This is a genomic window from Microcoleus sp. M2_D5, from assembly GCF_036701935.1.
Lineage (GTDB): Bacteria > Cyanobacteriota > Cyanobacteriia > Cyanobacteriales > Microcoleaceae > Microcoleus.
On sequence record NZ_JAUBRP010000079.1, the window covers coordinates 3,842 to 28,418 of the forward strand.

Sequence of the window (24,577 nt, forward strand, 5' to 3'; positions counted from 1 at the left end):
TGTTGCAGTCACAGGCAAGATGCCTGTGCCACTTTCTGTTGCAGTCACAGGCAAGATGCCTGTGCCACTTTCTGTTGTGGGGTGGGCATCTTGCCCGCCACTGATTGTTGTTGGCCCGCCATTCATAATTTGCGGGTCGTACAAATGCAGGGAATTGCCTTCAGCTTGACAGGGAAAATACCCGTAAATTGCTTGCGGCTGCAGTAATTTTTCGGTGATAATTTTGTGTTTCCATTCCTCCAAAATCGGATAAACTTTCTCAGCTAAGAAAGCATCGTATTCTTCCCGCGATTGGTCTTTGGGCTTGCGGAACTGCCACTGACCGGCAACTAAGGCTTGCAAATCTAAGTGCCAGAAAATTTCCTCAAAGGGGATGTCTTCCGGCTGCAACAGTTTTGTTCCCCAGAAAGGAGGAGTCGGGCGATCGATATCTGCTGCAACTGCTTCGGATCGCCTGGTATCTATCACCACAGGAGTGTCTGCTTTGTTGGAATCTTCTACAGAAGTTTCGGGCGCAGCTTTAGCTTCTTTAACCGCCCCATTATCATCCTCGATTTCATCTAAAAATCCTTGCAAGTCTTCCCATTTACCAGCAGATTTTGCTGGCATCAGTTTGTCCATAAAGTGCAAGTCAGAAAACGCATCTTTGCCGTAAACAACTTTACCTTTGTAAGTATTTTGGCAGTCTTCATGAACAAACTTGGGAGTCAAAGCCGCGCCGCCCAAAATTACGGGGACGGTGATTCCTTTCTGGTTGAATACTTCCAGATTTTCTTTCATAAATGCGGTGGATTTTACCAGCAAGCCACTCATGGCAATACAGTCGGCTTTGTGCTTTTCGTAGGCTTCGATGATATTGTCAACCGACTGTTTAATACCCAAGTTAATCACTCGGTAGCCGTTGTTTGATAGGATAATATCAACTAAGTTTTTGCCGATGTCGTGAACGTCGCCTTTGACAGTAGCGATGATAAATGTGCCTTTGGCGTTGTCCCCGGATTCGGACTTTTCCATGTACGGTTCTAAATAGGCAACTGCCGCTTTCATTGTTTCTGCCGACTGCAATACAAATGGCAGTTGCATTTGTCCAGAACCGAACAATTCTCCGACTACTTTCATGCCGTCTAGCAAGAAGGTATTGATAATGTCGAGGGGCTGATAGGTTTCTAATGCTTTGGCGAGTTGGATGTCGAGCCCAATGCGTTCGCCGTCGATGATGTGCTGCTTGAGGCGTTCTTCTACCGGGAGGCTGGCGTCTTCTGTCCGATCGCGCTTGGTAGTTTTGCCCGCAAACACCGTTGTCAGCTCGCCCAAGGGGTCGTAAACGCAAATTTCGCCGTCAAACTCCCGTTCGTCGTAAATCAGTTTACGGCAGATTTCTTGGTGTTTGGGGTCGATTTTTGCCAGAGGCAAAATCTTATTGGCGCTGACAATTGCCGAGTCCATTCCCGCTTGCATTGCTTCGTGCAAAAACATGGAATTCAAAACTTGCCGCGCCGCCGGATTCAAGCCGAAGGAAATATTAGAAACTCCTAAAATTACGTGACAACCGGGCAATTCTTGGCGAATGCGGCGGATGGATTCGATGGTGGCTTTGCCGTTTTTTCTGTCTTCTTCAATCCCGGTGGAAATTGGCAATGCTAGGGTGTCAAAAAAGATTTCCTGCGCGGGAATTCCGTAGGCGACGGCGGCGTTATATGCGCGTTGGGCGATCGCAAATTTTTTGTCTGCGGTTCTCGCCATTCCGTCTTCATCAATTGTACCGATAACTAGGCCCGCGCCGTATTTTTTGGCCAACTCTAAAACTTGATAAAAACGCGGTTCTCCGTCTTCGTAGTTAGTGGAATTCAGCAAACATTTGCCGCCCGCAACTTTTAAGCCTGCTTCCATCTTTTCCCATTCTGTGGAATCCAGCATTAAAGGGAGAGTGGCATTTGTCACAACGCGGGAAACTAATTCTTTCATGTCTCGCACGCCGTCGCGGCCGACATAATCAACGTTGATATCGAGAATGTGCGCGCCTTCTCGCACTTGTTCCCTAGCCATTGCTACTAAACCATCCCAGTCTTCGGCGTTTAGCAAATCGCGGCATTTTTTGGAACCGCTGGCGTTGAGTCTTTCGCCGACAATTAAGAAGGAATTCTCTTGTTCGTAGGGTTGGGCGCTATAAATTGAAGCGGCGGATGGTTCCCAAGTAATTTCGCGGATTTTGGGTGTCAGAGTTTTGCCAATTTCTGATAGTTCGCGGATGTGATCGTAGCGGGTGCCGCAGCAGCCGCCGATGACTTGCACGCCTAAGTCTTCGACAAAGCGCATCAAGGCCATTTTTAATTCTATTGGCGTGAGTTTGTAGTGCGCGTGGCCGCCGATGTTTTCGGGTAAACCGGCGTTTGGAACGCAGGAAACGACGAAGGGCGAATGTTCGGAAAGGTATTTGACGTGTTCTGCCATGCGATCGGGCCCGGTGGCACAATTTAATCCTAAGATATCTATGGGGTACGGCTGCAAAATGGCGAGGGCGGCGCTGATGTCGGAACCGACTAACATTGTGCCGGTGGCTTCCATTGTGACTGATACCATTAACGGAATTCGCGCACCTTTTTTCTTAAATACTTCTTCAATGGCATTTAATGCTGATTTAATTTGCAGAACATCTTGACAAGTTTCGACAATAAATAAGTCAGCGCCGCCGTCATAAAGTCCTTCTGCTTGTTCGGTAAAAGCGGCGGTGAGTGTGTCAAAATCAATGTGTCCTAATGTTGGCAATTTGGTGCCTGGCCCGATCGATCCTGCGACAAATCTCGGTTTTTCTGCTGTGGAAAATTCGGCGGCGATACCCTTGGCGAGTTCGGCGGCAGTTTTGTTGAGATAATATGCTTTATCTGCCAAATCGTATTCGGCGAGTACGATGGAAGCGCCGCCAAAGGTGTCTGTTTCGATGACATCGGCCCCTGCTTCGAGGAATCCCCGGTGCACGTTGGCGACGGCTTCGGGTTTGGTGTGGACGAGATATTCGTTGCAGCCTTCGTATTCTTTGCCGCCAAAGTCTTCTGCGGTGAGGTTTTGGACTTGCAGGTTGGTTCCCATTGCGCCGTCGAAGACGATGACGGGGCGCGAGGGGTGGTGGAGGCGATCGAGGAATCTGCTATTCATAAGCGGTAAAAAAACGCAGGTGCTATATATTTACAATTTTATCTATTGTGCAATATTGTCAACAATTATGTGAGTGTTGGCAAATGGTTAATTACTGAAGGATTTAATGCGGCTGACAATAGTTCGTAGGCCGGGGCCGGGGCGTAGCCATCGTACCTGGAATTTTAGCGATCGTCCTGGATTCTTGTCAAAATTCTGTTGTGGGCGAGGCTGCGGCGGGAAAACTGGCGACTTGCGAGGGATTTTTTCGCTGAGGATCGCGAATTAAATAACTTACAATTTTAATTGTTATTGTGGGATGGGCGTCCCGCCCGTCCACTCATGACGGGCTATAAGATCCCATTCCACTTTCAAGAGTGGAAGTTATTTAATTCTCATTCCTTAACTGCTGACGAATTTTGCGAAAATGCGATCGGCACAAATAAACGAGTTATATAGCAATCCTAAATGACTCATTTATTTTTACCCAACCCCAACCCACCCCAAACCCGCTGGGAGTCCGTAATAAATTCACAAATGAGCAGACGATTCCTATATAACCAAAGCATTACAATTTCTTTCTTATCCTTTTGTTGGAAGCTCTTTTAGGCAGTCGCTTAATTTCACTTTCGTCTCCTTGAACTTCTAGTTGTTTAATATTTTCTTCTACTTCTTCTATAATTTCTAAATCAATAGTTTCCACATTGCCAGTGCTGATTTCTTTCTCTTCCTCAATCTCCGCGGCATTGTGTTGATTGGCGATTAACTGCCCCGCTAACCCAGAACCTTGAACAGAAAATTCTTCGATTTGTTGAATAATTTCAGCTTCTCCAATCTCTTGCTCAATTTCCGCCGCTAAATCTTCCTCGGTAGCAGGAAAGTTATCAATTTCTTGACTAATTTCAGTTTCTCTGATTTGCTTTTCTACTAGCTGCATTGATAACTGCTGCTTTTCCCTTAACAATTCCTCAACCTTAGTTCCAAGCATTCTAATCTGTTCGTTGAGAACGCGAATTTCTCGGTTTTGCTGCTGAATCATTTCTTCGGCATCAGCAAGAGTTCGATTTCTCTCTAATATCACCTCATTTTTAGTTTCTAATTCCAAAGCGCTCATAGCCGCTTTAATTACATTATAAAAATGCGGCTTAGACACATCAACTTGTTTAGCATTATGGCGACTTTTTCCCAAAAGTCCAATCTTTTGTCCTTGCTTAACAGCCAAAACAAAACCTTGATGATTTTTTATTTTTAATTCTTTGACAAAATCTACTTGAACTAAACTGCAAATATATTTGTGACAGTCAAAATAAAATTCTGCTTTCATAAAAAAGCACCCCTTTCTGCTACAGTCCCGCAGAATTATAGCACGAACAGAGTTTTTGCGGTAAATAAAAAGAAATAAATAATCGATCTCCCATTTTTGTCAAAACAAAACTTCATCATCAACCAGACCTTCCGGGAACTCTACCACACCCGCAATCAACTTCCAACAAGGGTCATCTCCCTCCCAATCATCCGGCCGCCAAGGCATACTCAAACTCACTGTTACCAAACAAGCTTTTTGCGGTAGATACCCCAATTCTAACTTTCTAATAAACACCGGATCGGTAATTGTTGCAGTCAATCTTTGACCATGCTGCGTGACAATAGATCCTTCCCATTTATTACCACCTTCAAATCTTTGACTTAGCTTTTTTACCGTAAATCTTACTGCTTTGACTAATTGCAAAGTTAGGCGATCGCACCTTGGCAAAGACTGGATATATTCCACCGTAACATATCGCAAATCGTTGTGCAAAATATATTCTTGACTCTGGCAATATTTCAGCAAATATGCTGGCGGAACTTTCCCTACTTGCCGCCATTTTCCCGGTAAAACAGAAAGATTTTCACACTCAAAGCCAAAGTCAGGCCCCGTCTTAGCCAGAGGAATTTCTAGAACATCTAACAACGCGGGTTCCAGTCTATTTATCTGCCGCATTTCTTTAGGAATTTGGCCATCTGGTAAGTCTGAAACAGGACGCACCCACTTACCTTGAAGTTCATTAATTCCGGCTATGCACCTGTCGCCGCGTTTCCAGGAATTAGCGAGACAAATTATCCGAGTCATTCGATTTTAGATTTTAGATTTTAGATTTTAGATTAGTGGTAGGGTGCGTCAGACGAAGCTCTAGGACGATGAGTGAAAATCTCCTATCTGACGCACCTTACTAAATATTAAAGATGATTAATTGTGACATTTTTCCACTTCTTGCTGAGATATTCAGCAACTAAGCGGCGGTGACAATTATGAGGTTTTGGTTCGCTACAAAGCAGACACCCGCAGTCTAAAATATCCGATGAAACCTTGTGTTCAATTTGTCTATCGCCCATCAACTCCAAAAACTTCTGTTCATAAACATCCCAATCTCCCTTTTTCTTTTTATAATCATCCAAAATATCTTGAGTTGGCGCTAAATCCAGAATGTGAAGGTACTCAATATTGCCAATGGTTCGCAAAAAATACTCTAAATCTTTCCGCTTAGCAAAACCTGCCAACTGCGACACATTATTCAGCCGCGTATCTATCACCCTGCAGACTCCCGCTTTCATCAAAGTATCAAAAAACTGCTCGGCGCTTTTTTGAGTAAAACCAATTGTAAATAAATTAATTGCTTTCTTTTGTGACATAAGCGATTTCCAATCCGTGACGATAATAAGCTGTTTCTAAATCAACTATTTCCTGTTTAACTTGAGGCTCTAATTCAAACAAGCTTAGCTGAATTGGCTCATTATTTTTTTTGCCTTTGTTAAACTTGCTCAAAAGTCTTTCTTCTAAATGTTGGTGCGATTCTAAATTTCCATCTGAAAGAATGTGATTGATTTGTAAATTAAATTCTCTGAGTTTCTGGCAAACTAAAATAGTCCTATGACACGTAATCGGGTCTTTTTCCGCACACATTAAACTGATTTTATAATTGGCTGCGCCTTTGAGCAAGCGCTGAATTCCTTCGGAAAATAGAGGAGTTGCTGCTATGCGATCGTATAAAGCTTTACCGCTAGTATCGTAGCAGCTTAAATCCTCTGGTCTCGCGCCCAACTCTTTGCCTAAAAAAACATATTGAATGCCAACACTTGACAGAGAAGCTTTAATTTCTGATTTATTAAAATGAGGTAAATAGCGGCTAAAAGGATGCGATCGCACGTCCGCAACCGCCGTAATTCCGTGTTGTTGCAGCAGCAAAACAAACGCTTCAATACTCAGATTGGAGTGCCCGATCGTAAATAATTCCATTGCTTCGATCTTACTATTCCGTCTTTGCCTTGCGGATGAAAGTTTGTGTAGCCAAATTCTGGCAATTGGTAGACTTCAAGCTGTAGGTTTCTTTAGCAACTTTTGAATCACAAGTTGCACAGCTAGCAGCATCAAACCCAAAGATGCAAAAGCAAAAACACCCGCCCCCAAAGCCACAATCCCCATGACTAAAGTTCGCACAGCCGCGCCAATATTAATCGCAGTCACATTGTCAGAATGAATGGGCGAATTTGCAAAAGTTTGGACGATCGACAAAGTTAGCGCGTACAAAGCCGCCGCAAACCCGCCCGCGATCAGCGAACCCATCACGCACCGCAAAATCGTCGGCGGCGTGGAAGATGCAGAGGTTGCATCTCCAGCCGAACTCAGAGGTTTAGAAGTAGAATTGGGATTAGTTAAATCAGTCATGGCGATTTTAGATTTTAGATTTTAGATTTTAGATTTCTGGTTAATTTACCAAAACTAAAATCGGTGTTCATGACATATTATCAGTTCTTCGATCTCAATCGACTCTGCGAAAAGTTAGATTAATCTTTACCCTCGCCTGTTAGACAGGTTTAACGGGGGATCGCGATCGCACCCTCTTCGAGTTACACCCTCGAAATCGGCGGTTTCGTCTCGTTTCCCTCCGAAAAAATCTGAATCCCAGTATTGCTAAACTGTGCTACCCAAAAATCCAAATCTGGAGAGGCGATCGCACTTTTAACCCGTTCCAAAACCTGCTGAGCCTGCTGTGAAGACTCCGCCAGCGCAAACACCGTCGGCCCGGAACCCGACATCATAGTTCCCAAAACCCCCGCCGATTCAAAAGCCTCCCGCAACTGCAACACCTGCGGATACACGGGCAAAGCAACTTTTTCTAAATCGTTGTGCAGCAATTGACCAATTTTCGATCGATCTTTTTGGGCGATCGCCCCCACCATCGGGCCCGAATGCAGCCGTTGCCGGCGGCACTCCAAATCTTCCGCTGCACAATAGGAACTACTGAACTGCTGGCGATAAGTTTGATACGACCATGCCGTAGAAATACTGAGGTTGCGGTACTTTGCCAAAACCACAAAAAAGCCACCCAAATCAGGCAGCGGCGACAGTTTATCTCCGCGACCGGTTGCCAAAGCCGTACCTCCCGCAATGCAAAAAGGCACATCCGAACCCAAAGTTCCCCCCAACTCTTGCAACTCCGACTGAGTAAGTCCCAATTGCCACAGCAAATCCATCCCGACTAAAACCGCCGCCGCATTGGCCGAACCGCCGGCAAGCCCCGCCGCCACAGGAATCTGCTTGTGAATGGCAATCTCGACTCCGCCGTATTTCGCCAAAGCATCGGGGAATTGCTTCGCCAACAAATCGGCCGCCCGGTAGGCCAAGTTATTCTTATCAGGAGGGACTTGCGGGTGATCGCAGCGCACGCGAATCGTGTCCGTACCGATCGCGCGCAAGTCAATTCGATCGGCTAAATCTATGCTTTGAAGTACCATCGCCAGTTCGTGATATCCGTCGGGGCGATCGCCTATGATTTCCAAATACAGATTGATTTTTGCTGAAGCTAACAGAGAATATGAACGCATAGGTGATTAAGCCGCAGGTGAAAGAAACCCCTGGTTGAAATTAATTGACACCAGTCCGAGTCCATTTTCTCACAACTCAAAGGAAATATTATGCAGGAAATGTGGAAAACTTTTTTTACTTCCGGGCCATTTATTCCTCACGGCCACTGCTATCTCTGGCATACCCCATTAGTCTGGCTTCACCTAGCCTCAGATTCAATCATTGCACTCGCGTATTTCTCGATCCCAATTACATTGGTTTATTTTATTTCCAAACGCGAAGATTTGCCATTTAATTGGATTTTTGGCCTGTTTGGAGCCTTTATCGTCGCCTGTGGCATCACTCACATATTTGAACTGTGGACACTTTGGCATCCTACCTATTGGCTTTCCGGAACAATGAAAGCAATTACTGCCCTTATTTCCTTTGCTACAGCCATACTTTTGGTAGACTTAATGCCTCAAGCCCTAGCACTTCCCAGTCCCGCCCAGTTAGAATCCGCCAACAGACTCCTAGAAGCTGAAATTATCTAGCGCCAATTAGTCGAAGCTGCAATAAAAATAGCTAAATAAGAATTAGAAATTCGAGTTGAGGAACGCACCGCAGAGTTAAAGTCTCAAACTCAACATTTAGAATTGGCAAACCGACTCCTCGCATCGGAAATTATCTAGCGCCAATTAGCCGAAGCTGCACTAAAAAAAGCTAAAGAAGAATTAGAAATCCGAGTTGAGGAACGCACCGCAGAATTGAAGTTTCAAACTCAACAGCTCGAACAAGCATTGTCTGAATTGAAGCAGGCTCAATCAAAGCTAATTCACAGCGAAAAAATGTCATCTTTGGGGCAATTAGTCGCTGGGGTTGCTCATGAAATCAACAATCCGATTAACTTTATTTACGCGAATGTTACTCACGCTCGCGAGTATGCCGATAGTTTGCTAGAATTGGTGAATATCTATCAAGAACAGTATCCGAATCCCCTACCCACACTTAAAGAAAAACTCCAGTCTGTAGATTTAGATTTTATTATCTACGATCTACCCAAAATATTAATTTCTATGAAAAACGGGGCCGATCGCATTTTTGGTATTGTCAAGTCGCTGCGAGTTTTTTCGCGCCATGACGAAGCAGAAATGAAATTAGCCGACGTTCACGAAGGAATTGACAGCACACTCATGATTTTGCAAAGCAGATTGAATGCTAAGCCCGGTTTGGCGAATATTCAAGTTATCAAACAATATGGCAATTTACCCCGAATAGAGTGCTATCCCGGACAGCTAAATCAAGTATTTATGAATATCATTGCTAATGCTATTGATGCTTTAGAAGAGGACAGCCACCGCGAGTCGATTGCAGCCAATGAAGCTAATCCCCGCAGCATCAAAATTTATACCAAAGTTTTAGACACTCAAGTGGTAGAAATCCGAATTAGCAACAACGGGCCAGAAATAACAGAATCGGTGATGAAGCAGTTATTTAATCCATTTTTTACCACTAAACCAGTAGGTAAAGGCACGGGATTGGGTTTATCGATTGGCTATCAAATTATCACAGTAAGACATAAAGGCGAATTGCAGTGTATTTCTGCACCGGGTCAAGGTGCAGAATTTATTATTAAAATTCCGATTAGCCTGCAATAAAGCTTTAAAAATGCACAAAAAACCTAATTTAAACAATTTGTAGTCAGGCAGGAGAGTCGTTTTTCATAAATAAGACTTACGCACGATTGTTGAGAAACCGGGTTTTTTTACGAAAAGACTCGTTGTAGACCGCAGATTCGGTAAAAAACCCGGTTTCTGGGCCCCGATGACTCGTTGTAGACCGCAGATTCGGTAAAAAACCCGGTTTCTGGGCCCCGATGGTAAGTCCTGATAAAAAAAGAATTCCCAGATACGCCACTTCTTTAAGAATTCTGGTATCTAACACACTCCTGAGCTTCAAACATCGCACATAATATTATTGCTCAACTTTACCCATTGCTCCACGCTTAAATCTTCAGCGCGAGATTGAGGATTTATCTGTAACTCTTCTAACAATTGAACCAGTTTATCTAAGTCCACAGCCCCTTTCAAATTGTTTCGCAGCATCTTGCGCTTGCTACCAAAACCCAACTTAACTAAATTCTCCAAATAGCGCGGATTAACCGCCGCAGTTTCTATCTGTCTGGGAAGCAGCCGCACGACAGCAGAATCGACTTTTGGTGGAGGAAAAAAGTCTTTAGACGGCACATCGCAAATTAACTCGCATTCTGCTAAATACTGCACCCGCACCGACAAAGCGCCAAAAGCTGTCGAACCCGGTTTAGCGTAAAGCCTTTGGGCTACTTCTTTCTGCACTAACAGCACGATCGCATCGAAGGGTTTAGCCGCAGGAACAGATATTGTTCCCAGTAGTTTTTGCAGAATCGGGCCGGTAATATTATAAGGAATATTGGCAACAACTTTATTGGGATTTTGGAATTTGGGAAATGCTGTTAGTTCAGCATCTAAGTCCATTTCCAGGAAGTCGCCTTGCAGCAGTAAAAAATTGTCGGTTTTGCCGAGTTGTTTGGCTAGCTTGAGACACAAATCTCGATCGATCTCCACAGCAACAACAGACTCAGCCGCACGCAGCAAGCGTCGAGTCAAAATCCCCGTGCCCGGCCCAATTTCCAGGACGCGATCGCCATCCAAAGAAGCCGCTTTCACAATCTTATCTAAGGCTTTCTCGCTTTTGAGCCAATGTTGAGCAAACTGTTTCCGGGGTCTGGTCGATCGCATTTTTTGAATTGTTGGAGAAATCTTAGCCTGTCATTCTATCACAGCTCAATATCTTTTCCCAACCTACGGTGATGTTTATTTTTGTTAACATGGGTTGAATTAACCAAAAAACTTGGGCACTATAGTAAAGATAAACGATAAAAAATAAATTTATTTCTTCCCAAATTACCAACAGCACGACACCGAAGTCACGGATACACGGATAGCAGTTTTTCCAAACAACCAATAACCAATAACCAATAATAAATAACCAACAACCAATTACCATTTCCCCAAAAATGAAATTCCAACGAGTATTTGGTACATTACCCAAAACCACAGCCAGCGCCCCCGGCAGAGTAAACCTGCTGGGCGAACACACAGACTACAACGATGGATTTGTACTTCCAACTGCGATTCCCCAACGCACAACAGTACAAATCGGCTTCAGCAGCGACGATCGCCACCATTTTTATTCAGCAGAATATGACGAGCTCATAAATTATTCAGACGACGATACCATACCGCAAAAATTCGTCACTTATATCTGTGGCTGCCTCAGACTTTTAGAAAAAGAAGGATACAAAATACCGCCAATAAATCTCTACATTACCTCGACTGTGCCGATCGGAGCCGGTTTGTCCAGCAGCGCCGCTTTAGAAATAGCCACCCTCAGAGGAGTGCGCGCCCTACTGAACCTCCCCATAGACGACGTGCGGCTAGCTCAAATCGGACAGCAAGTCGAAATCCGATATGCCGGCTTGAACTGCGGCATCATGGATCAAATGGCGTCGAGTTTAGCAGACACCAACACCATGCTATTTATCGACACCCGCAGCCTCGAATGCCGCCCGATACCTTTCCCCGCAAACACAGAAATTTTAATAATTGACAGTGGCGAAAGCCACCAACTAGCAGCAGGAAGCGGCTACAACCAGCGGCGCGCCGAGTGCGAGGAATCCGCGCGGATATTGGGAGTTAAAGCTCTCAGGGATATCGCCGACCCCCAAGCTGTCGAAGTATTGCCGGAACCTCTCAGAAAGCGAGCGCGACACGTCGTTACCGAAAACAACCGCGTGCTCGAAGCGGTAAAATCTTTGCCAGCAGAGCGTTTTGGCGAGTTAATGAATGCTTCCCACGCGAGTCAGCGCGACGACTACGAAGTTTCGACACCGGCAGTAGACACGCTGGCAGCCATCTTGCAGTCAATCCCCGGAGTCTTCGGCGCAAGGCTGACGGGCGGAGGTTTTGGAGGTGCTTGCGTAGCGCTGGTGGAGAGTGGGAAAGCCGGTGTTATTGCATCAGAGGCGATCGATCGCTACCAGCGCGCAGGTTATAGCGGCCGTGTTTTGGTTCCCGAAGTTAAAGTGAGGAATGAGAATTAAATACAGCGGTTCTCAAAAAAGTACAATGCGTGATGGTTCTTGTGGGATGGGCGTCCCGCCCGTCCTTTCTGGACGGGCGGGACGCCCATCCCACTTTCAAGAGTGTAAATTATTTATTTCACGATCCTTAATTCTTAACGCCAGAACTATCTCCCGACAGGGAAGGCCAGCGCACAGTCACGATTACCGAATCTTCCTCAGCCGACCAATAATGAGGCACTCCCGGCAGCCAGAGAGCATAATCTCCTTCGCGAGAAAGCAAGATTTCTTGCTCTGGAAATTGCAGGCGAAACCGGCCTTTTACCAGGATAGAAAGCGTCGTGGCTTCCGCATTTACCGCCCACTGAGTCCTACAATCTCCGGCGGGGTGAGTGCCCCATTTTACCTCTAACACAGAAGTCGATCGCGCGTCGTCTTCCGGCGTCATAAAGTGACCCGCAAACCAACCGCCGCGACTTGCACCTTCAGCGCCCGCATTTCCGAAAACCACTTGAGATGACATCAGCTAATCAGGTAAACAACAAAGATGCTTATATCTGACATATTGCACCATTTTCCATCAGCTTTTTAGGGGCGGGCAGGATGCCCACCCTACAAGAAATTGACTTTTTGTGGAACAGGCATCTTGCCTGTTCTGAGAATTGTGCAAGATGTGAGTTAAATCGGGGGGAGTAATCTAACTTATTACTTCCTGCCCGAAGATTGACCTTCCGTAGTCGCTATTTCCCCAGCTTCCATCAACTGCTTAAAGCGGCGCAAATCATCTGCAATTTGCTGTTCGGGAGCTTCCCCAAATAGTTTAGCAGCGCCAGCACCAATTGCACCGCCCGGAGGGTTGTATTCGAGGACAACTTTTACCTCTGTACCGCGTCCCGCTGGTGCGGGTTGAAAGCGCACAAAGCCAGAATTGTCAACATCAGATCCTTCAACAGACGCCCAAGCAATCAAGCGATTTTCTTCTTCGCGGACAATCTCTGCATCCCATTCTACACTGTTGCCGATCGGCGCGCTGGCAATCCAGTGAGAACGTTTTTCATCTATTACCGCAACGTGTTTGAGATGCTTCATAAACCGAGGTAAATTTTCAAAATTGCGCCACAAACGGTACAATTCATCAGCCGGTTTGTCGATCGTCACCGTCTTTTCAACTTTAATGCTTTGATTGGGATCTGCCGCTGACTGCAAACCCTCCACAACCCCCAGACCACGGGCCGCTAAACCACCGCCCGCAACCGCCAGCAAAGCACCTCTCAAAGAACGCTGCGACAAACCAAAAAGCACCAGCGCCCCGCCGCCTATTAAAGATGCCCAGCGTTCGGTATCACCGCTGTTAGTTTGGTTTTGTTTATCGGAATTTGTCATTGAAGTAGATTCCATTGGTTTAAACCTGGTAAATTAATAGCGGAAAATAGCAGCTAAAGGCGCCTCGGCCGGCACTTGTTCCGGCGGCACCGCGTAAACAGTTCCGCCGTTGAGAATAGTTTGAATTGCTGCCGCATTCAACAAATCTTCGTCGCCCAATTCTGCATCTGGGTGGATTTGCACCGCGTTCGTATCGGGATTAAAAGTACCCCACTGCTGAACGCCAAGAGCAACAAACAGTCGATCGACCCGTCCAAAATAAGCAGCCGAAACAGCTTCTTTCAAATCGGCAGCAATTTTATCGCTGCTTCTGCTCGGACTGGCTCTAGCAATGCCACCGCTTATTTCCGCTCGAATCCGTACTCTACTATTTTGTGTTCAGCCTCTCTGATTAAATTTTTGAATCGAATCGGATTTTGTTGAATTTCTGTTCCTTGAGCGGCTGGCATATAAATAGAGACGCACAATCCTGGAGATTGTTGTACCAGCGCTTTGAGTTCCTCTACAGATATTAAGTTCACCGCTGAAACTCCTTTGCTAAGAGGTTTTGTAATAAAAACAACCGATTTTTTAAAATGTATCTCTCCTGACATGGCCCCTGCGTCTGCCTAAAGTAATGATCGCCTGCTGTAGAGCTTTTCATCCTCGAACTAAAACGGGGGTTTAAAGCTCTTGTCGCTTTTACTGCCCGCGTCCTGGTTGGCAATCTACGAAACCTAATGCTTCTGTGTCGAGAAGGCGATCGAAATGGCGATCGAAATGGCGATCGGATATTCAATTTCCGCAGCACGCGCGATCGGAGACGCTTGAATTCGTTCTGGCAAGCATCTCAAAATGACTTCGGCATCAGCAGGAGAAAGTTTTTCTTGAAGTTTGGCTTGTATAGCATTCACCTTTGGGTTGGAATTTGATAGATACCTTCAAGCCACTACCCAACTCAGATTTAGCGGTCTAACGGCTGGCGCGTCACCGGACGGCGATAATATTTGCATCCATAACCGATAGCGTATACCTCCGTTCCGAGTGCACGCGCTTGTTAGCTTTGTAATTTATTCCTCAGTAAATCTCTAGATATCATCATCATCATTTTGATCTTCCTTAGCCTTATTCATACGCGCTTTAAACGTCCCATTTGTTCGGTAACGAAGGGTTTCATCATTCAACATTTCGTATAATGCTTTTCGTATTTCTATCTCATCTACTTGTTCGGTAGGATTCATACTCTTATAATTTCTAATGATTTCTTCATCTGACCGTGGAATTTTCTGGCATATAAAAAATATTTTTAACTTAGTTTCTATCCTTTTTTCTGATCTCTGCATTTGTTCAACCTGTTGGCGTTGTTGCTCAAGAGACTGGTTCCTCTGCTCAAACTCTTGGCGCTGTTGCTGACGTTGCTGGTCTAGTTGCTGACGTTGTTGAAAGATCAGTGCAACTAAGGCTAAAAAGAGAGAACCTGCTTGAATCCAATCACTAACAGTCATGGTCAACAATTTACCTCACACACTTTCTTAATCTTCCCTCGATCAATACTTGAGCTTTTGTCAAGCTAACTTATAATTGTATCGCAGTTGCGGTACAATACCCAATAGAATAGAAAAATACCGCCGATCGCTAATGTATTTCACCAAAAGTATCACTAATCCACACAGCAATCGCTGGCGATAGATGAGCATTCAACCAAATTGTGATGCGGCTAAAACGAGATGGTCGAGTTTGCGAACTGCATACAGAAGCGCAGCTTTGATATCCTCAATTTCCAAGTCTGGCAATTCTTCGAGAACTTGCTCAAAACTCAAACCAGCAGCTAGCAATTCTAGGATATCGATGACTCGAATCCGCATTCCCCGGATGCAGGGACGATCGCCACATTGTCTTGGGTTCACCGTGATTCTGTCAAACAGATAAGCAACGGATGCTGGCATTAGTTAAAATTGTTTAAAACCTTTGTCTCTAGCTTATATCATTTATCGCCCCAAACTCACACCACGATATAATTCTGCGATCGCTATGCTGTAATAGAGATCAGTCCCTTCAAACTTCCATAGTTTATGACCACAGCAGTATCTATTGACATTGGTACGCTCATTACACGCACTCCCGGATTGCATGGTGGATGTCCCCACATCCTCGGTAAAGGCGTTACCGTTCGCCGGATTGTCTCCTGGTACAAGCGAGGATTGAATGCTGAAGATATTTGCGATCGCATTTCTCATCTCACCCTCGCCGAAGTCTACGCCGCACTCACCTACTATCATGCCAACACCAAAGAAATTGAAACTGATTTGATTAATCAAGCAGCCGAAGCCAAGCGTTTTGAAGCTTTCTACAGCAACTTTGGTAAAGAAGCATGAGTGAGATAATAGGTGAAGAAACATCATGCTTTGTAAACATCTTTCCGATGTTTGCATTGTAATAGGAGAATGATTAGTTCTTCATCGCCGATTTCATAACGAACGCGATAATCACCGATCCGAATACGGTACTCATTGTCAGCACCTTTGAGCTTTACCACCCCATCTGGGCGCGGGTTTTAGGCAAGTTGCAAAATCTTGACAGCGATACGATCGCAGACATCATTGGGCAGGGCATCTAGCTGCTTTTGTACAGCTTTAGGGGTAAGGATAGTGTAAGTCATGTCGATTTATTTGCCCGCCCGGCCATATATCGATCGAAAGTTGTGTAATCTCCAGCTTTGTAGTCAGCACTGGCCGCTTCAATTTCGGCAATGTCTTCTGGAGAATCGTCCTCATTCGGGAATAATTCAGCTTCCAAAAATTCCCATATCTTGTATCTTTCAGCAATTCCCAGTGACGAAATAGCTTCCAGCAGTGATTGAAATGAGATGTCTACTTTCACAGTATTTTCAGCCATCAGAACTTTCCTCCTATTTTAATTTTACACTTAGTATATTTATTCAAGATGATCAAAGTAGCTGGAATGTGATTTTATATTTAGCTAAATGGTTTCTGTCATCTTCTTTCGCTCTTTTTTTTACCGCAGATTAAAGCAGTTTTACGCAGATTTACGCAGATGGAAGAATGACTATTGCTATTTTACCATAAACAAAACCCGCAAGATGCGGGCTTCATTTTAATCATGGCAATTTAACTGATTACTACATCACAACTGCACTAATCAAAGTTTGGACATTTTGTACAACAGCAGTAGTAAAGTTATGAGTCACAGGCAAACTGTCAACCACTATTCCGGCGCACAATAGCATCAGGTACAGAATCGAGTATTTGAAGAGCGATCGCGCCACAATCTTATCCTCTGGAGTCTGCAACAGCAACCAAGCTTTTTGGGCAAAAATAGCACCGAGGAAAATAGCTGTTCCCGCATACACCGCGCCCGCTAAATGCAGGGGATAAACTAGCAGCAAAGTTGCAGGAATCATCAATAGCGTGTAAATCCAAATTTGGCGGGCTGTCTCTTCGTCGCCCTCAATTACCGGTAACATCGGGACGCCTACTTCCTTGTATTCGTCGCGAATCATCATTGCTAATGCCCAAAAATGCGGCGGTGTCCACAGGAATATAATCCCAAACAGCAGCCACGCACCCCAACTCAAATCTCCCGTTACCGCAGCCCACCCAACTAACGGGGGAATCGCCCCTGCTGCACCGCCGATGACGATGTTTTGCACGCTGTGACGCTTCAGCCAGTGGGTGTAAATTAGAACGTAGAAAACGATGCCTGACATTGCTAGCAATGCGGCTAATAAGTTGGCAACAACTGTGAGCAATGTAAAGGATATTGTAGCTAGGGCGATCGCAAATATTAAAGCATCCCGCTTCTTGACACGCCCGGAAGGAATCGGCCGCCACCGGGTGCGCTCCATAATATAATCGATGTCGCTGTCGTAGACACAATTAATCGTATTCGCAGACGCAGAAGCTAAAGCACCTCCACTAATAGTTGATACCAGCAATAGCGGGTCTACTTCTCCTTTAGCCGCCATCCACATTCCTGCTGAGGTAGTGATTAGCAGCAGTAAAATAATTCTGGGTTTTGTTAGTTGATAGTAACTTTTCACGACTTGCGAAAAGTTTTCGTGGAGACGGGGGCTATTGTTTGTAAGAACTTCTTGCATCGGTTATTAGTTGTTAGTTTTCAGTTGTCAGTTAGTTGTCATTGGTTCGTAGGGGCGGGTTTTACGAGAGATATCTGCCGTAGCTAAAAGGATTAATAAACCCGGCCCCACCGACTTGAGATAAATCAGCCCTCTCTTACTCAAGGAATAGATAAATATGCGTTTTAGAGAGTGTCCGGTTGATTGGTGCTTGTATGGGCGGGGCGGGTTTATGAAACTGTTGGCTTTTATCGAGAACCATGGTCAACCCGCCCCTACAAGACCTTGGATTATAATAACAACGATGCTACCGGACACGATATTACTCTCAAGCTGATAAAACTCGATCCCGCCAAGCTAAAACACTAAAAGCTATCAGGGTTCCAAGCATTGCAGCACCGACTGCTTGGTGGGCGACTGTCAGCGGTTCTACCTGAAGGTGCAGCCGGAAAGTTGCTAATCCCAGAACTAATTGAGCAATTAGGCAAACACTCGCCCAGTTAGCCAGTTTTCGCAAATTTGGACTCAGTGCAGGCTGCCGCCAAGCCATGACTGCTACGGCTAAAGTCGCTGCTGTAGCTGGTACGATACCGGCGATGTGGCTGTTCATTACCGAGCACAATTCTGAGGAGTCCAAACATTGATGCAGTGCCCATCTAGAGCCTACTAATGCTCCTAGCAAACTTTGCAGGTAAACTAATAATGCTGCGATCGAACTTACCCAAGCCAATTTGCCGGCATTTCCTGTAGCTTCGTAGGGAGTTAGCATGAAACCGATGACTAGCAGGGCGCCAAAAAATAGTAAAGCTGTTCCCAAGTGAGCGGTAACGATGTCAAATCTCAGCAGTTGGGTTACTGTCAAGCCGCCCAATACGCCTTGAAAAACGATTAAAAATAGTGCTCCGGCGCTCGCCCAAGGCAGCCATTTTGGCAGGCTGCTGCGGTAAAACAAAGATAGTCCTAAAAGTGCGATCGCGCTTAAGCCAATTGCCGCAGCGTCCAATCGGTGAAACCATTCCAGAAATACTTGCAAATTCATTTGCGCTGCCGGTATTAATTGACCGTAGCACAGCGGCCAGTCGGGGCAAGCGAGCCCCGCATTCATGACTCGCGTGGCGCTGCCTACTGCCATTAACAGCCAGGTTGCGATCGCAATTTTCCACACTAGACCGCGGATAATATCTTTTGGCTGCCACTGCACTCCTGCTGCTTTTGGCTGATTTAAAACTGAGTTTGCCATGAACTTTACCTTAGCCTTTGTTATCGATCGAACTTAATGAAATAGCGAGCTTTTACTTTGGCTGAGCTTAGCCGAGCTTAACACTCTTTTTCTGTGACAAACCGTCATATATACTACTTTAGCGACATCGCAATCCAATTAGTTTGTCTTTAGATATTTTTCAACTTTCCTCTTTACATTACAAAGTATTGCAGCTATTTTTATAAATTTCAACAAACTTTAATTATTTTACCGAACCCTTTGCTGTTACAGCCTCCCTCCCAGTCCCACTCGCGGACAAAAATAAAGATATAATTAAGAAAAGCTTTTTTTAAAAGGTTTATGATATATACCAAACTTTAAGGTAAAAATTTGTAACTAAATACAGGACTGAAGAGTTAGCCCCTAGGTGTTTTTCAAGGTAGTTCTCAGGTTTACTCACCTCAGATTGTATAATTCAGTTCCAACACTCAGCGTTTTATCTAATCCACCAGTTATCATTTCTTGCCTGCTTAACTAAATTTGGAATGGAGGAAGTAGCGCTCTTGCAGGGTAGGGTTCGCTAATCTTTGAATCGGTAACTTATAAAAATTCCTCCACTTTTCTGGTGGAACCACCTTGAAGGCATTCAGACTAAACAGTGCGATCGCTATTTTTACTATGCCCATGTTACTGAATTATATCATGTCCGGGCGATCGCATATAATAAGGGAGTAGGTGCGATTCGTTTTAGCCGAAACCTGAAAGGGGGGATGGCTAGCAGCGATGGGGTAAACCCAAGCAAGGGTTAGAGATCGCACTTTAATCCCCCACCGCCGACAACTTACTATTCATGCAGGTGAGGAAACCTAGTCAAGCATCTAGCTAAGACAACTAGGGGAAAAGGGGAAAGATAAAGGTGCAAGCCAACATCATAACCAAAATCCAAAATAAACCAAGTCCTGACATCATGGTGCGTGATTGAAAGCACACAAAGAACCAGAAATAAATCTGGTTTCCCCTACACAAAGATTGACAACCTTTGCGTAAAGCGGGGGTGAACGCGGACTATCGGGATAGCTGAATACCGACACCGCAAGCAAAAATCCTATAACCGAAACATTACGAAAGTAATGAAGTCGTGGGGTAGAAGCGCAAGCTAGCAAATTGTCGATACAACCGTCGTAATTTATTGCCAGAGGATATAAGCTCTCTCAGAGAAATCTGAACTTCTGGGTCAGGAACATCTGACAAGGGTAAGGACTATCAGACTTCTACAACCGAGATAGCGCACCACCTAGAACCCCGGCGGAAAGACAAACCCTAACGGATTTAATCAATGGATAGTAGGAACGAAGTAATCCTTTTGTATGCTCCTCTTCAAAGAACAATTGTTGAGGTAGGTTGTCAGGCTACACGCTGCGAAAGGCTGGGATGGTTTAAGAAGCTAATGCCTAACCTGAAATAACAGGTAATGCCGAAAAAGGGATGGGGTAATGCCCAGGATATGCTGACGTAAACCGCGAAGGTGGTTAAGTGAAAAGGTGCAATTAGTAATGAACAAGCCTAAATCTGATTTGTCAACAAATACAGAGGGATGGAAAGCTATTAATTGGCGTCAAGCCGAAAGATATGTTTTCAAGTTGCAAAAACGCATTTTCGCGGCTAACCGTTGTGGTGATGTCAAGAAAGTTCGCCAACTTCAGAAGACGCTGATGAGGTCTTGGTCTAATAGGATTTTGTCAGTAAGAAGGGTCACTCAGGATAACACTGGTAAAAAGACGGCAGGAGTGGACGGGCTAAAAAGCTTAACCCCAGCAGCTCGTCTAGAACTGGCAAGGGAATTAAAACTAACCGGAAAATCCAAACCGACTAGAAGAGTTTGGATACCAAAACCAGGAAGTAATGAAAAACGCCCACTGGGGATACCTGTAATATATGACAGAGTTTTACAAGCCGTAGTAAAATCCGCACTTGAGCCGGAATGGGAGGCAATTTTTGAGCCAAACAGCTATGGTTTTAGACCGGGCAGGTCATGCCACGATGCGATTAAGCAGATTAAACTCTGTATTCAACATAAAGCGAAGTTTGTACTAGATGCAGATATAGCTAAGTGTTTTGACCGCATCAACCATTATGAACTACTCCAAAAGTTGAACATAAAAGGCAAAATCAGGAGACAAGTAAAATCCTGGCTAAAATCTGGAGTAATTGACGATGGAGTATTCACTGCAACATCTGAGGGTACGCCACAAGGCGGGGTCATTTCTCCGTTATTGGCAAATATCGCCCTCCACGGGCTTGAAAATACACTCATGGAATACGCCAAAACCATAGACATGAAAGATAAACGTGGTTATCAACTTGACTGGCGACACAAAGTAATGTCCTTGAGCTTCATCAGATATGCTGATGATTTCGTGGTTTTACACAGAGATAAGCTCGTAGTCCAAAGATGTCGAGAGATAATCTCGGAATGGTTAGCTGGCAGGGGTCTAGAATTAAAACCTGAGAAGACGAGGCTAACTCACACTTTCAAAAATGAATTAAGTGAGGATGGTAAAGCTGGTTTTGACTTTTTAGGTCATCACATTCAGCAATACCCTGCTGGAAAACATCGGAGCAGTTTAAATCTGCACCGTGAGATATTAGGTTTTAACACACTCATTACCCCAAATAAGAAGTCCAGTAAGGCTCACCAAGAGGAAATCGGAAGAATCATCAAAAAACATATCTCATCGCCACAATCGGCGTTAATTAGAGACTTAAACCCTGTAATAAGGGGATGGACTTCTTTTTATACAAACTCCGACGCTAAAACCGTTGGAGAACTAGCTAAACAAGATAACCTCACATACCTGAAACTTCGACGTTGGGCAAAACGCCGTTGTGGAAACATCAATGCAGGACATCAACTGTATTGGCATTCTATTGGCGGTGATAACTGGGCATTCTCAACCAGAGAAGAGGGAGCGAACCCCCTTCGGTTACTAAAGCATAGAGAATTCGAGTGTAGCAGCACCGACTATGTGAAAGTTAAAGGAGATAAAAGTCCTTACGATGAGGACCTAGTTTATTGGAGTTCCAGAATGGGGAAGAATCCTGATTTGCCAAGTAGGGTATCAAAACTCCTGAAATGGCAGAAAGGGAAATGCCCTCATTGCGAATTTATTTTCAGAAATGAAGATGTAATGGAAGTTGACCATATCGTCCCCAGAGCCATTGGAGGCAAGGATGAGTACAAAAATCTTCAACTATTGCATCGGCATTGTCACGATGTTAAAACTAAAGCCGACCTGGAATTAATTAGGAAACATAACCTGGAATTCGTATCTTCAGGAAAGAAACCTCAAACAAGTCGGAAGAAAGGGAAGCCCTCAAATGACAAGAGGACACCCGAGTAGCCGTGTGAAGCGAAAGTTTCACGCACGGTTCCGAATGGGAGGGAGAAGATGGTAACATCTTCTTTCGACCCTACCTGACTACTGGATTTTAGGCTTGCATGGTGCCTCAGCTCCGAGATCGTCAATTGATAGATCGAATCACTTTATCTGACGCACCCTACATGAATTCGGGATCGCCAAGTTAAAATCACTTTTTATCCTCGGTCAATTTTTTTTACTCGATCCTAATAACTAAGGACTAATGACTTGGTTATTTCAAAAATCTAAAAATGTAAATTTATGTCACAAAAAAATGAAACTGCTGTTCTCATCTTATCGATCCTAATTACGCTCGCGCTAGCCGGTGCAGGTATTTGGTGGCTCACAAGCCGAGGCGGCATCAATCTCGGAGGTTTATCACCCCAAAATCAGACATTTCCCAAGTCTCCGACAGGAAATTCCCCGCAGTCTGAACAGTCAATTGAGCAGCGTTTGAGTGCCGGACAAAAACTGTTAATTCCAGAGCCAGCAACAACAACCAAACAAGCAGCAGTTAGCGCGATCGCATCTGGCAACTACAGCGCAGCTATTGCCAACCTGGAAACTTCCCTGCAAGCTAATCGCAACGATCCCGAAGCACTAATTTACCTCAACAACGCCCGCATCGGCGAGCAAAAATCCTACACAATTGCCGCCGCAGTTCCCATTGGCGGCGATCTCAATGCTGCTCTAGAAATTATGCGGGGCGTAGCTCAAGCTCAAAATGAAATCAACCAAAGAGGCGGCGTTAGCGGGACTCCATTAAAAGTGCTAATTTCTAACGATGACAACAACCCAGAAATGGCGGCACAAATTGCTACTGCTTTAGCAAATAATTCGGAGATTATAGGAGTAATCGGGCATTTTGGTTCAGATACAACGCTAGCAGCCAGCAAGATTTACCAGCAAAAACAATTAGTAGCAATTTCTCCCACAAGTACGTCTGTGCAGCTCTCAGGATCTGCCAAAAATACATTTCGGACTGTGCCGAGCGATCGGTTTGCGGCTAATGCTCTTTCGCGCTATATGGTGGGAAAATTGCAAAAGCAAAAAGCTGCTGTATTTTTTAATTCTGCCAGCAGTTACAGCAAATCTTTAAAAGATGAATTCACTACTGCAGTTTACGGAGATGGCGGACAAATAGTATCAGAATTTGACTTTGCTAAGGGCAATTTTAATGCCGCTGATAGTGTTAAAAGTGCGATCGCCCAAGGAGCAGAAGTCATTATGTTAGCATCCAATTCAGCCACGATCGACCAAGCTTTGCAAGTAGTGCAAGTAAACGCCAAACGGCTGCCATTACTAGCGGGAGACGGTGCTTATACTGCTAAAACACTGCAAATCGGTGGCGCAGGAGCAACAGATATGGTGCTGGCTGTTCCTTGGCACATTCTCGCAGATCCGCAGTCCAACTTTCCCCAAACATCCAAACAACTTTGGAATGCTGAAGTAAGTTGGCGCACAGCTTTAGCCTACGATGCGGCGATCGCGTTAATTGCCGGTTTAGAGCGCAATCCGACTCGTACAGGCATTCAACAAGCGTTATCGGCGTCAGATTTTTCGGCAAATGGAGCATCCGGCCCGATTCGGTTTTTACCTTCGGGCGATCGCAATCGCGCAGTTCAATTAGTAACTGTTAAACCCGGAAATCGCACCAGTTACGGTTACGAATTTGTGCCGATATCTGGTTTGTAAACTATTGGCGAGTGCAAAATATAGGTGATAATATTCAGTAGTAAATTCTCTAGATTGTCAAGCAGAAGTGCTTATTACAATACAAGATGACTAGCTGTAGGGTGCGTCGCATCTAAAATCATCAATAAAAATCGACAATCTAACAGCGACGCACCTTACAAACTATCCAATAAGAGCGATGATTTATGATGTGCAACAGGAGGTTATTGTTCAATGGCTATAGAGCAATATCGGCAATACATTCGTCATCTACTTTCAGAACGGCGATCGCGCGTTTCGATACAACGCAATGCCCAAGAATACGAAGTGCAAACTCTTTTCGATGCTGAGCAAGATCATTATCAATTGCTGTATGTTGGTTGGCGTGGAAATAAACGCGATTTTGGCTGTATTCTGCATCTTGACATCAAGGGTGGAAAAATTCGGATTCAGAATGACGGTAGTGAAGTCGGAATTGCGAACCAACTCGTCGAATTGGGAGTGCCTAAAGAAGATATTGTTTTAGCATTCCATGAACCGGAAATACGCCAGTTTACTGATTTTGGGACAGGGGAAGCGATTTGCGAACAATCGCCCTCAGCTTCTGCTATATAAATTAGGTTTAATCGATTGATGATTAGGGATAATTTCTCCTAAGCTAAAATCTCTAATTTGGGTTTGCTGAATAATCGATCGCCCGCAAAGAACAAGTGCGATCGATATCCTCTAGCTCCATTTAAGATGAGTTTTT

The 24,577-nt window shown here is 44.8% G+C and carries 25 protein-coding genes and 1 pseudogene; 6 read left to right on the forward strand and 20 right to left on the reverse strand.

All coding sequences use genetic code 11. From position 1 onward, the window contains the following. The 7 genes from metH to ispE form a co-directional block, all read right to left on the reverse strand. On the reverse strand, window positions 1-3,153 hold a 3,153-nt coding region (gene metH, locus QUA50_RS24605), incomplete at its 3' end, for a methionine synthase (protein ID WP_333267772.1). A gap of 547 nt (window positions 3,154-3,700) precedes the next feature. Then, complete coding sequence (locus QUA50_RS24610) at window positions 3,701-4,456, reverse strand: hypothetical protein (RefSeq protein ID WP_333267770.1); 756 nt, start codon at window positions 4,454-4,456, stop codon at window positions 3,701-3,703. Between the two features lie 99 nt (window positions 4,457-4,555). Further along, window positions 4,556-5,242, reverse strand: a complete 687-nt coding sequence (locus tag QUA50_RS24615; protein ID WP_333267769.1) for a dual OB domain-containing protein — start codon at window positions 5,240-5,242, stop codon at window positions 4,556-4,558. A 107-nt stretch (window positions 5,243-5,349) separates the two neighbouring features. Then, window positions 5,350-5,802, reverse strand: coding sequence for a DUF488 domain-containing protein (locus tag QUA50_RS24620; protein WP_333267767.1), 453 nt, complete (start codon window positions 5,800-5,802; stop codon window positions 5,350-5,352). Further along, window positions 5,780-6,406, reverse strand: coding sequence for a DUF488 domain-containing protein (locus QUA50_RS24625; RefSeq protein ID WP_333267765.1), 627 nt, complete (start codon window positions 6,404-6,406; stop codon window positions 5,780-5,782). The genes QUA50_RS24620 and QUA50_RS24625 overlap by 23 nt, the downstream gene beginning before the upstream one ends. 75 nt (window positions 6,407-6,481) lie before the next feature. Further along, window positions 6,482-6,835, reverse strand: coding sequence for a DUF3082 domain-containing protein (locus QUA50_RS24630; RefSeq protein WP_333039267.1), 354 nt, complete (start codon window positions 6,833-6,835; stop codon window positions 6,482-6,484). Between the two features lie 182 nt (window positions 6,836-7,017). Beyond that, window positions 7,018-7,995 carry a 4-(cytidine 5'-diphospho)-2-C-methyl-D-erythritol kinase gene (gene ispE / locus QUA50_RS24635; RefSeq protein ID WP_333267763.1) on the reverse strand — a complete coding sequence of 326 codons (978 nt, stop codon included), beginning with the start codon at window positions 7,993-7,995 and terminating at the stop codon, window positions 7,018-7,020. Window positions 7,996-8,085: 90 nt separating this feature from the next. On the opposite strand from ispE, the pseudogene QUA50_RS24640 reads away from it, so the two are divergent. Further along, window positions 8,086-9,612, forward strand: a pseudogene (locus QUA50_RS24640) (sensor histidine kinase). Window positions 9,613-9,909: 297 nt separating this feature from the next. Here the strand turns inward: QUA50_RS24640 and rsmA are convergent. Further along, window positions 9,910-10,731: a 16S rRNA (adenine(1518)-N(6)/adenine(1519)-N(6))-dimethyltransferase RsmA gene (gene rsmA, locus QUA50_RS24645; RefSeq protein ID WP_333267761.1), complete on the reverse strand. Its 822-nt coding sequence runs from the start codon at window positions 10,729-10,731 to the stop codon at window positions 9,910-9,912. Window positions 10,732-11,009: 278 nt separating this feature from the next. Between rsmA and galK the strand changes: the two genes are divergently transcribed. Continuing rightward, the gene (gene galK, locus QUA50_RS24650) at window positions 11,010-12,095 is read left to right on the forward strand and encodes a galactokinase (protein ID WP_333267759.1); all 1,086 of its coding nucleotides are present in this window, start codon (window positions 11,010-11,012) and stop codon (window positions 12,093-12,095) included. 127 nt (window positions 12,096-12,222) lie between these two features. Here galK and QUA50_RS24655 read toward each other — a convergent pair whose 3' ends face one another. The 7 genes from QUA50_RS24655 to QUA50_RS24685 form a co-directional block, all read right to left on the reverse strand. After that, window positions 12,223-12,597, reverse strand: coding sequence for a signal peptidase I (locus QUA50_RS24655; protein ID WP_333267757.1), 375 nt, complete (start codon window positions 12,595-12,597; stop codon window positions 12,223-12,225). 182 nt (window positions 12,598-12,779) lie between these two features. After that, window positions 12,780-13,472: an SRPBCC family protein gene (locus QUA50_RS24660; RefSeq protein ID WP_333298911.1), complete on the reverse strand. Its 693-nt coding sequence runs from the start codon at window positions 13,470-13,472 to the stop codon at window positions 12,780-12,782. Between the two features lie 18 nt (window positions 13,473-13,490). Beyond that, a complete protein-coding gene (locus tag QUA50_RS24665; RefSeq protein WP_333267753.1) occupies window positions 13,491-13,742 on the reverse strand; it encodes a hypothetical protein in 252 nt (83 codons plus the stop codon). Between the two features lie 56 nt (window positions 13,743-13,798). Beyond that, window positions 13,799-13,978: a hypothetical protein gene (locus QUA50_RS24670; RefSeq protein ID WP_333267751.1), complete on the reverse strand. Its 180-nt coding sequence runs from the start codon at window positions 13,976-13,978 to the stop codon at window positions 13,799-13,801. Between the two features lie 195 nt (window positions 13,979-14,173). After that, a complete protein-coding gene (locus QUA50_RS24675) occupies window positions 14,174-14,350 on the reverse strand; it encodes a hypothetical protein (RefSeq protein WP_333267749.1) in 177 nt (58 codons plus the stop codon). Between the two features lie 174 nt (window positions 14,351-14,524). Continuing rightward, window positions 14,525-14,941, reverse strand: a complete 417-nt coding sequence (locus QUA50_RS24680; protein WP_333267747.1) for a hypothetical protein — start codon at window positions 14,939-14,941, stop codon at window positions 14,525-14,527. Between the two features lie 192 nt (window positions 14,942-15,133). Beyond that, the gene (locus tag QUA50_RS24685) at window positions 15,134-15,382 is read right to left on the reverse strand and encodes a DUF433 domain-containing protein (RefSeq protein ID WP_333267745.1); all 249 of its coding nucleotides are present in this window, start codon (window positions 15,380-15,382) and stop codon (window positions 15,134-15,136) included. 126 nt (window positions 15,383-15,508) lie between these two features. Between QUA50_RS24685 and QUA50_RS24690 the strand changes: the two genes are divergently transcribed. Further along, on the forward strand, window positions 15,509-15,811 hold the full coding sequence (locus QUA50_RS24690) for a DUF433 domain-containing protein (protein WP_333267742.1): 303 nt from the start codon (window positions 15,509-15,511) through the stop codon (window positions 15,809-15,811). Between the two features lie 23 nt (window positions 15,812-15,834). Here the strand turns inward: QUA50_RS24690 and QUA50_RS24695 are convergent, their stop codons facing one another. The 5 genes from QUA50_RS24695 to QUA50_RS24710 form a co-directional block, all read right to left on the reverse strand. Then, entirely contained in the window at window positions 15,835-15,972 is a 138-nt protein-coding gene (locus QUA50_RS24695) for a type II toxin-antitoxin system RelE/ParE family toxin (RefSeq protein ID WP_333267740.1), read from the reverse strand. A gap of 18 nt (window positions 15,973-15,990) precedes the next feature. Continuing rightward, window positions 15,991-16,095 carry a type II toxin-antitoxin system RelE family toxin gene (locus QUA50_RS29320; protein ID WP_445243192.1) on the reverse strand — a complete coding sequence of 35 codons (105 nt, stop codon included), beginning with the start codon at window positions 16,093-16,095 and terminating at the stop codon, window positions 15,991-15,993. After that, entirely contained in the window at window positions 16,092-16,331 is a 240-nt protein-coding gene (locus QUA50_RS24700; RefSeq protein ID WP_333267739.1) for a hypothetical protein, read from the reverse strand. Before QUA50_RS24700 ends, QUA50_RS29320 begins: the two co-directional genes overlap by 4 nt. A 244-nt stretch (window positions 16,332-16,575) precedes the next feature. Continuing rightward, complete coding sequence (locus QUA50_RS24705; RefSeq protein WP_333267737.1) at window positions 16,576-17,553, reverse strand: heme o synthase; 978 nt, start codon at window positions 17,551-17,553, stop codon at window positions 16,576-16,578. Window positions 17,554-17,860: 307 nt separating this feature from the next. Further along, window positions 17,861-18,772, reverse strand: coding sequence for a heme A synthase (locus QUA50_RS24710; RefSeq protein ID WP_333267735.1), 912 nt, complete (start codon window positions 18,770-18,772; stop codon window positions 17,861-17,863). Window positions 18,773-20,286: 1,514 nt separating this feature from the next. Here QUA50_RS24710 and ltrA point away from each other — a divergent pair. From ltrA to QUA50_RS24725, 3 genes are all read left to right on the forward strand, one after another. After that, window positions 20,287-22,134 (forward strand): group II intron reverse transcriptase/maturase, encoded by a 1,848-nt coding sequence (gene ltrA, locus QUA50_RS24715; protein WP_333267733.1) that lies wholly within the window; start codon window positions 20,287-20,289, stop codon window positions 22,132-22,134. A 279-nt stretch (window positions 22,135-22,413) separates the two neighbouring features. Further along, window positions 22,414-23,847, forward strand: a complete 1,434-nt coding sequence (locus tag QUA50_RS24720) for an ABC transporter substrate-binding protein (protein WP_333267731.1) — start codon at window positions 22,414-22,416, stop codon at window positions 23,845-23,847. A gap of 213 nt (window positions 23,848-24,060) precedes the next feature. Then, window positions 24,061-24,441: a XisI protein gene (locus tag QUA50_RS24725; protein WP_333267729.1), complete on the forward strand. Its 381-nt coding sequence runs from the start codon at window positions 24,061-24,063 to the stop codon at window positions 24,439-24,441. Window positions 24,442-24,577 lie beyond the last annotated feature (136 nt).

Excerpts from the sequence above, each read along its gene's own strand:
- galK (WP_333267759.1), top strand. The coding sequence starts at position 11,010 with ATGAAATTCCAACGAGTATTTGGTACATTACCCAAAACCACAGCCAGC.
- QUA50_RS24725 (WP_333267729.1), top strand. The coding sequence starts at position 24,061 with ATGGCTATAGAGCAATATCGGCAATACATTCGTCATCTACTTTCAGAA.
- ispE (WP_333267763.1), bottom strand. The coding sequence starts at position 7,995 with ATGCGTTCATATTCTCTGTTAGCTTCAGCAAAAATCAATCTGTATTTG.
- QUA50_RS24625 (WP_333267765.1), bottom strand. The coding sequence starts at position 6,406 with ATGGAATTATTTACGATCGGGCACTCCAATCTGAGTATTGAAGCGTTT.
- QUA50_RS24700 (WP_333267739.1), bottom strand. The coding sequence starts at position 16,331 with ATGGCTGAAAATACTGTGAAAGTAGACATCTCATTTCAATCACTGCTG.
- QUA50_RS24620 (WP_333267767.1), bottom strand. The coding sequence starts at position 5,802 with ATGTCACAAAAGAAAGCAATTAATTTATTTACAATTGGTTTTACTCAA.
- QUA50_RS24630 (WP_333039267.1), bottom strand. The coding sequence starts at position 6,835 with ATGACTGATTTAACTAATCCCAATTCTACTTCTAAACCTCTGAGTTCG.
- QUA50_RS24710 (WP_333267735.1), bottom strand. The coding sequence starts at position 18,772 with ATGGCAAACTCAGTTTTAAATCAGCCAAAAGCAGCAGGAGTGCAGTGG.
- QUA50_RS24690 (WP_333267742.1), top strand. The coding sequence starts at position 15,509 with ATGACCACAGCAGTATCTATTGACATTGGTACGCTCATTACACGCACT.
- QUA50_RS24655 (WP_333267757.1), bottom strand. The coding sequence starts at position 12,597 with ATGTCATCTCAAGTGGTTTTCGGAAATGCGGGCGCTGAAGGTGCAAGT.
- QUA50_RS29320 (WP_445243192.1), bottom strand. The coding sequence starts at position 16,095 with ATGACTTACACTATCCTTACCCCTAAAGCTGTACAAAAGCAGCTAGAT.
- QUA50_RS24615 (WP_333267769.1), bottom strand. The coding sequence starts at position 5,242 with ATGACTCGGATAATTTGTCTCGCTAATTCCTGGAAACGCGGCGACAGG.
- ltrA (WP_333267733.1), top strand. The coding sequence starts at position 20,287 with ATGAACAAGCCTAAATCTGATTTGTCAACAAATACAGAGGGATGGAAA.
- QUA50_RS24685 (WP_333267745.1), bottom strand. The coding sequence starts at position 15,382 with ATGCCAGCATCCGTTGCTTATCTGTTTGACAGAATCACGGTGAACCCA.
- QUA50_RS24610 (WP_333267770.1), bottom strand. The coding sequence starts at position 4,456 with ATGAAAGCAGAATTTTATTTTGACTGTCACAAATATATTTGCAGTTTA.
- QUA50_RS24720 (WP_333267731.1), top strand. The coding sequence starts at position 22,414 with ATGTCACAAAAAAATGAAACTGCTGTTCTCATCTTATCGATCCTAATT.
- QUA50_RS24705 (WP_333267737.1), bottom strand. The coding sequence starts at position 17,553 with ATGCAAGAAGTTCTTACAAACAATAGCCCCCGTCTCCACGAAAACTTT.
- QUA50_RS24680 (WP_333267747.1), bottom strand. The coding sequence starts at position 14,941 with ATGACTGTTAGTGATTGGATTCAAGCAGGTTCTCTCTTTTTAGCCTTA.
- QUA50_RS24660 (WP_333298911.1), bottom strand. The coding sequence starts at position 13,472 with ATGGAATCTACTTCAATGACAAATTCCGATAAACAAAACCAAACTAAC.
- rsmA (WP_333267761.1), bottom strand. The coding sequence starts at position 10,731 with ATGCGATCGACCAGACCCCGGAAACAGTTTGCTCAACATTGGCTCAAA.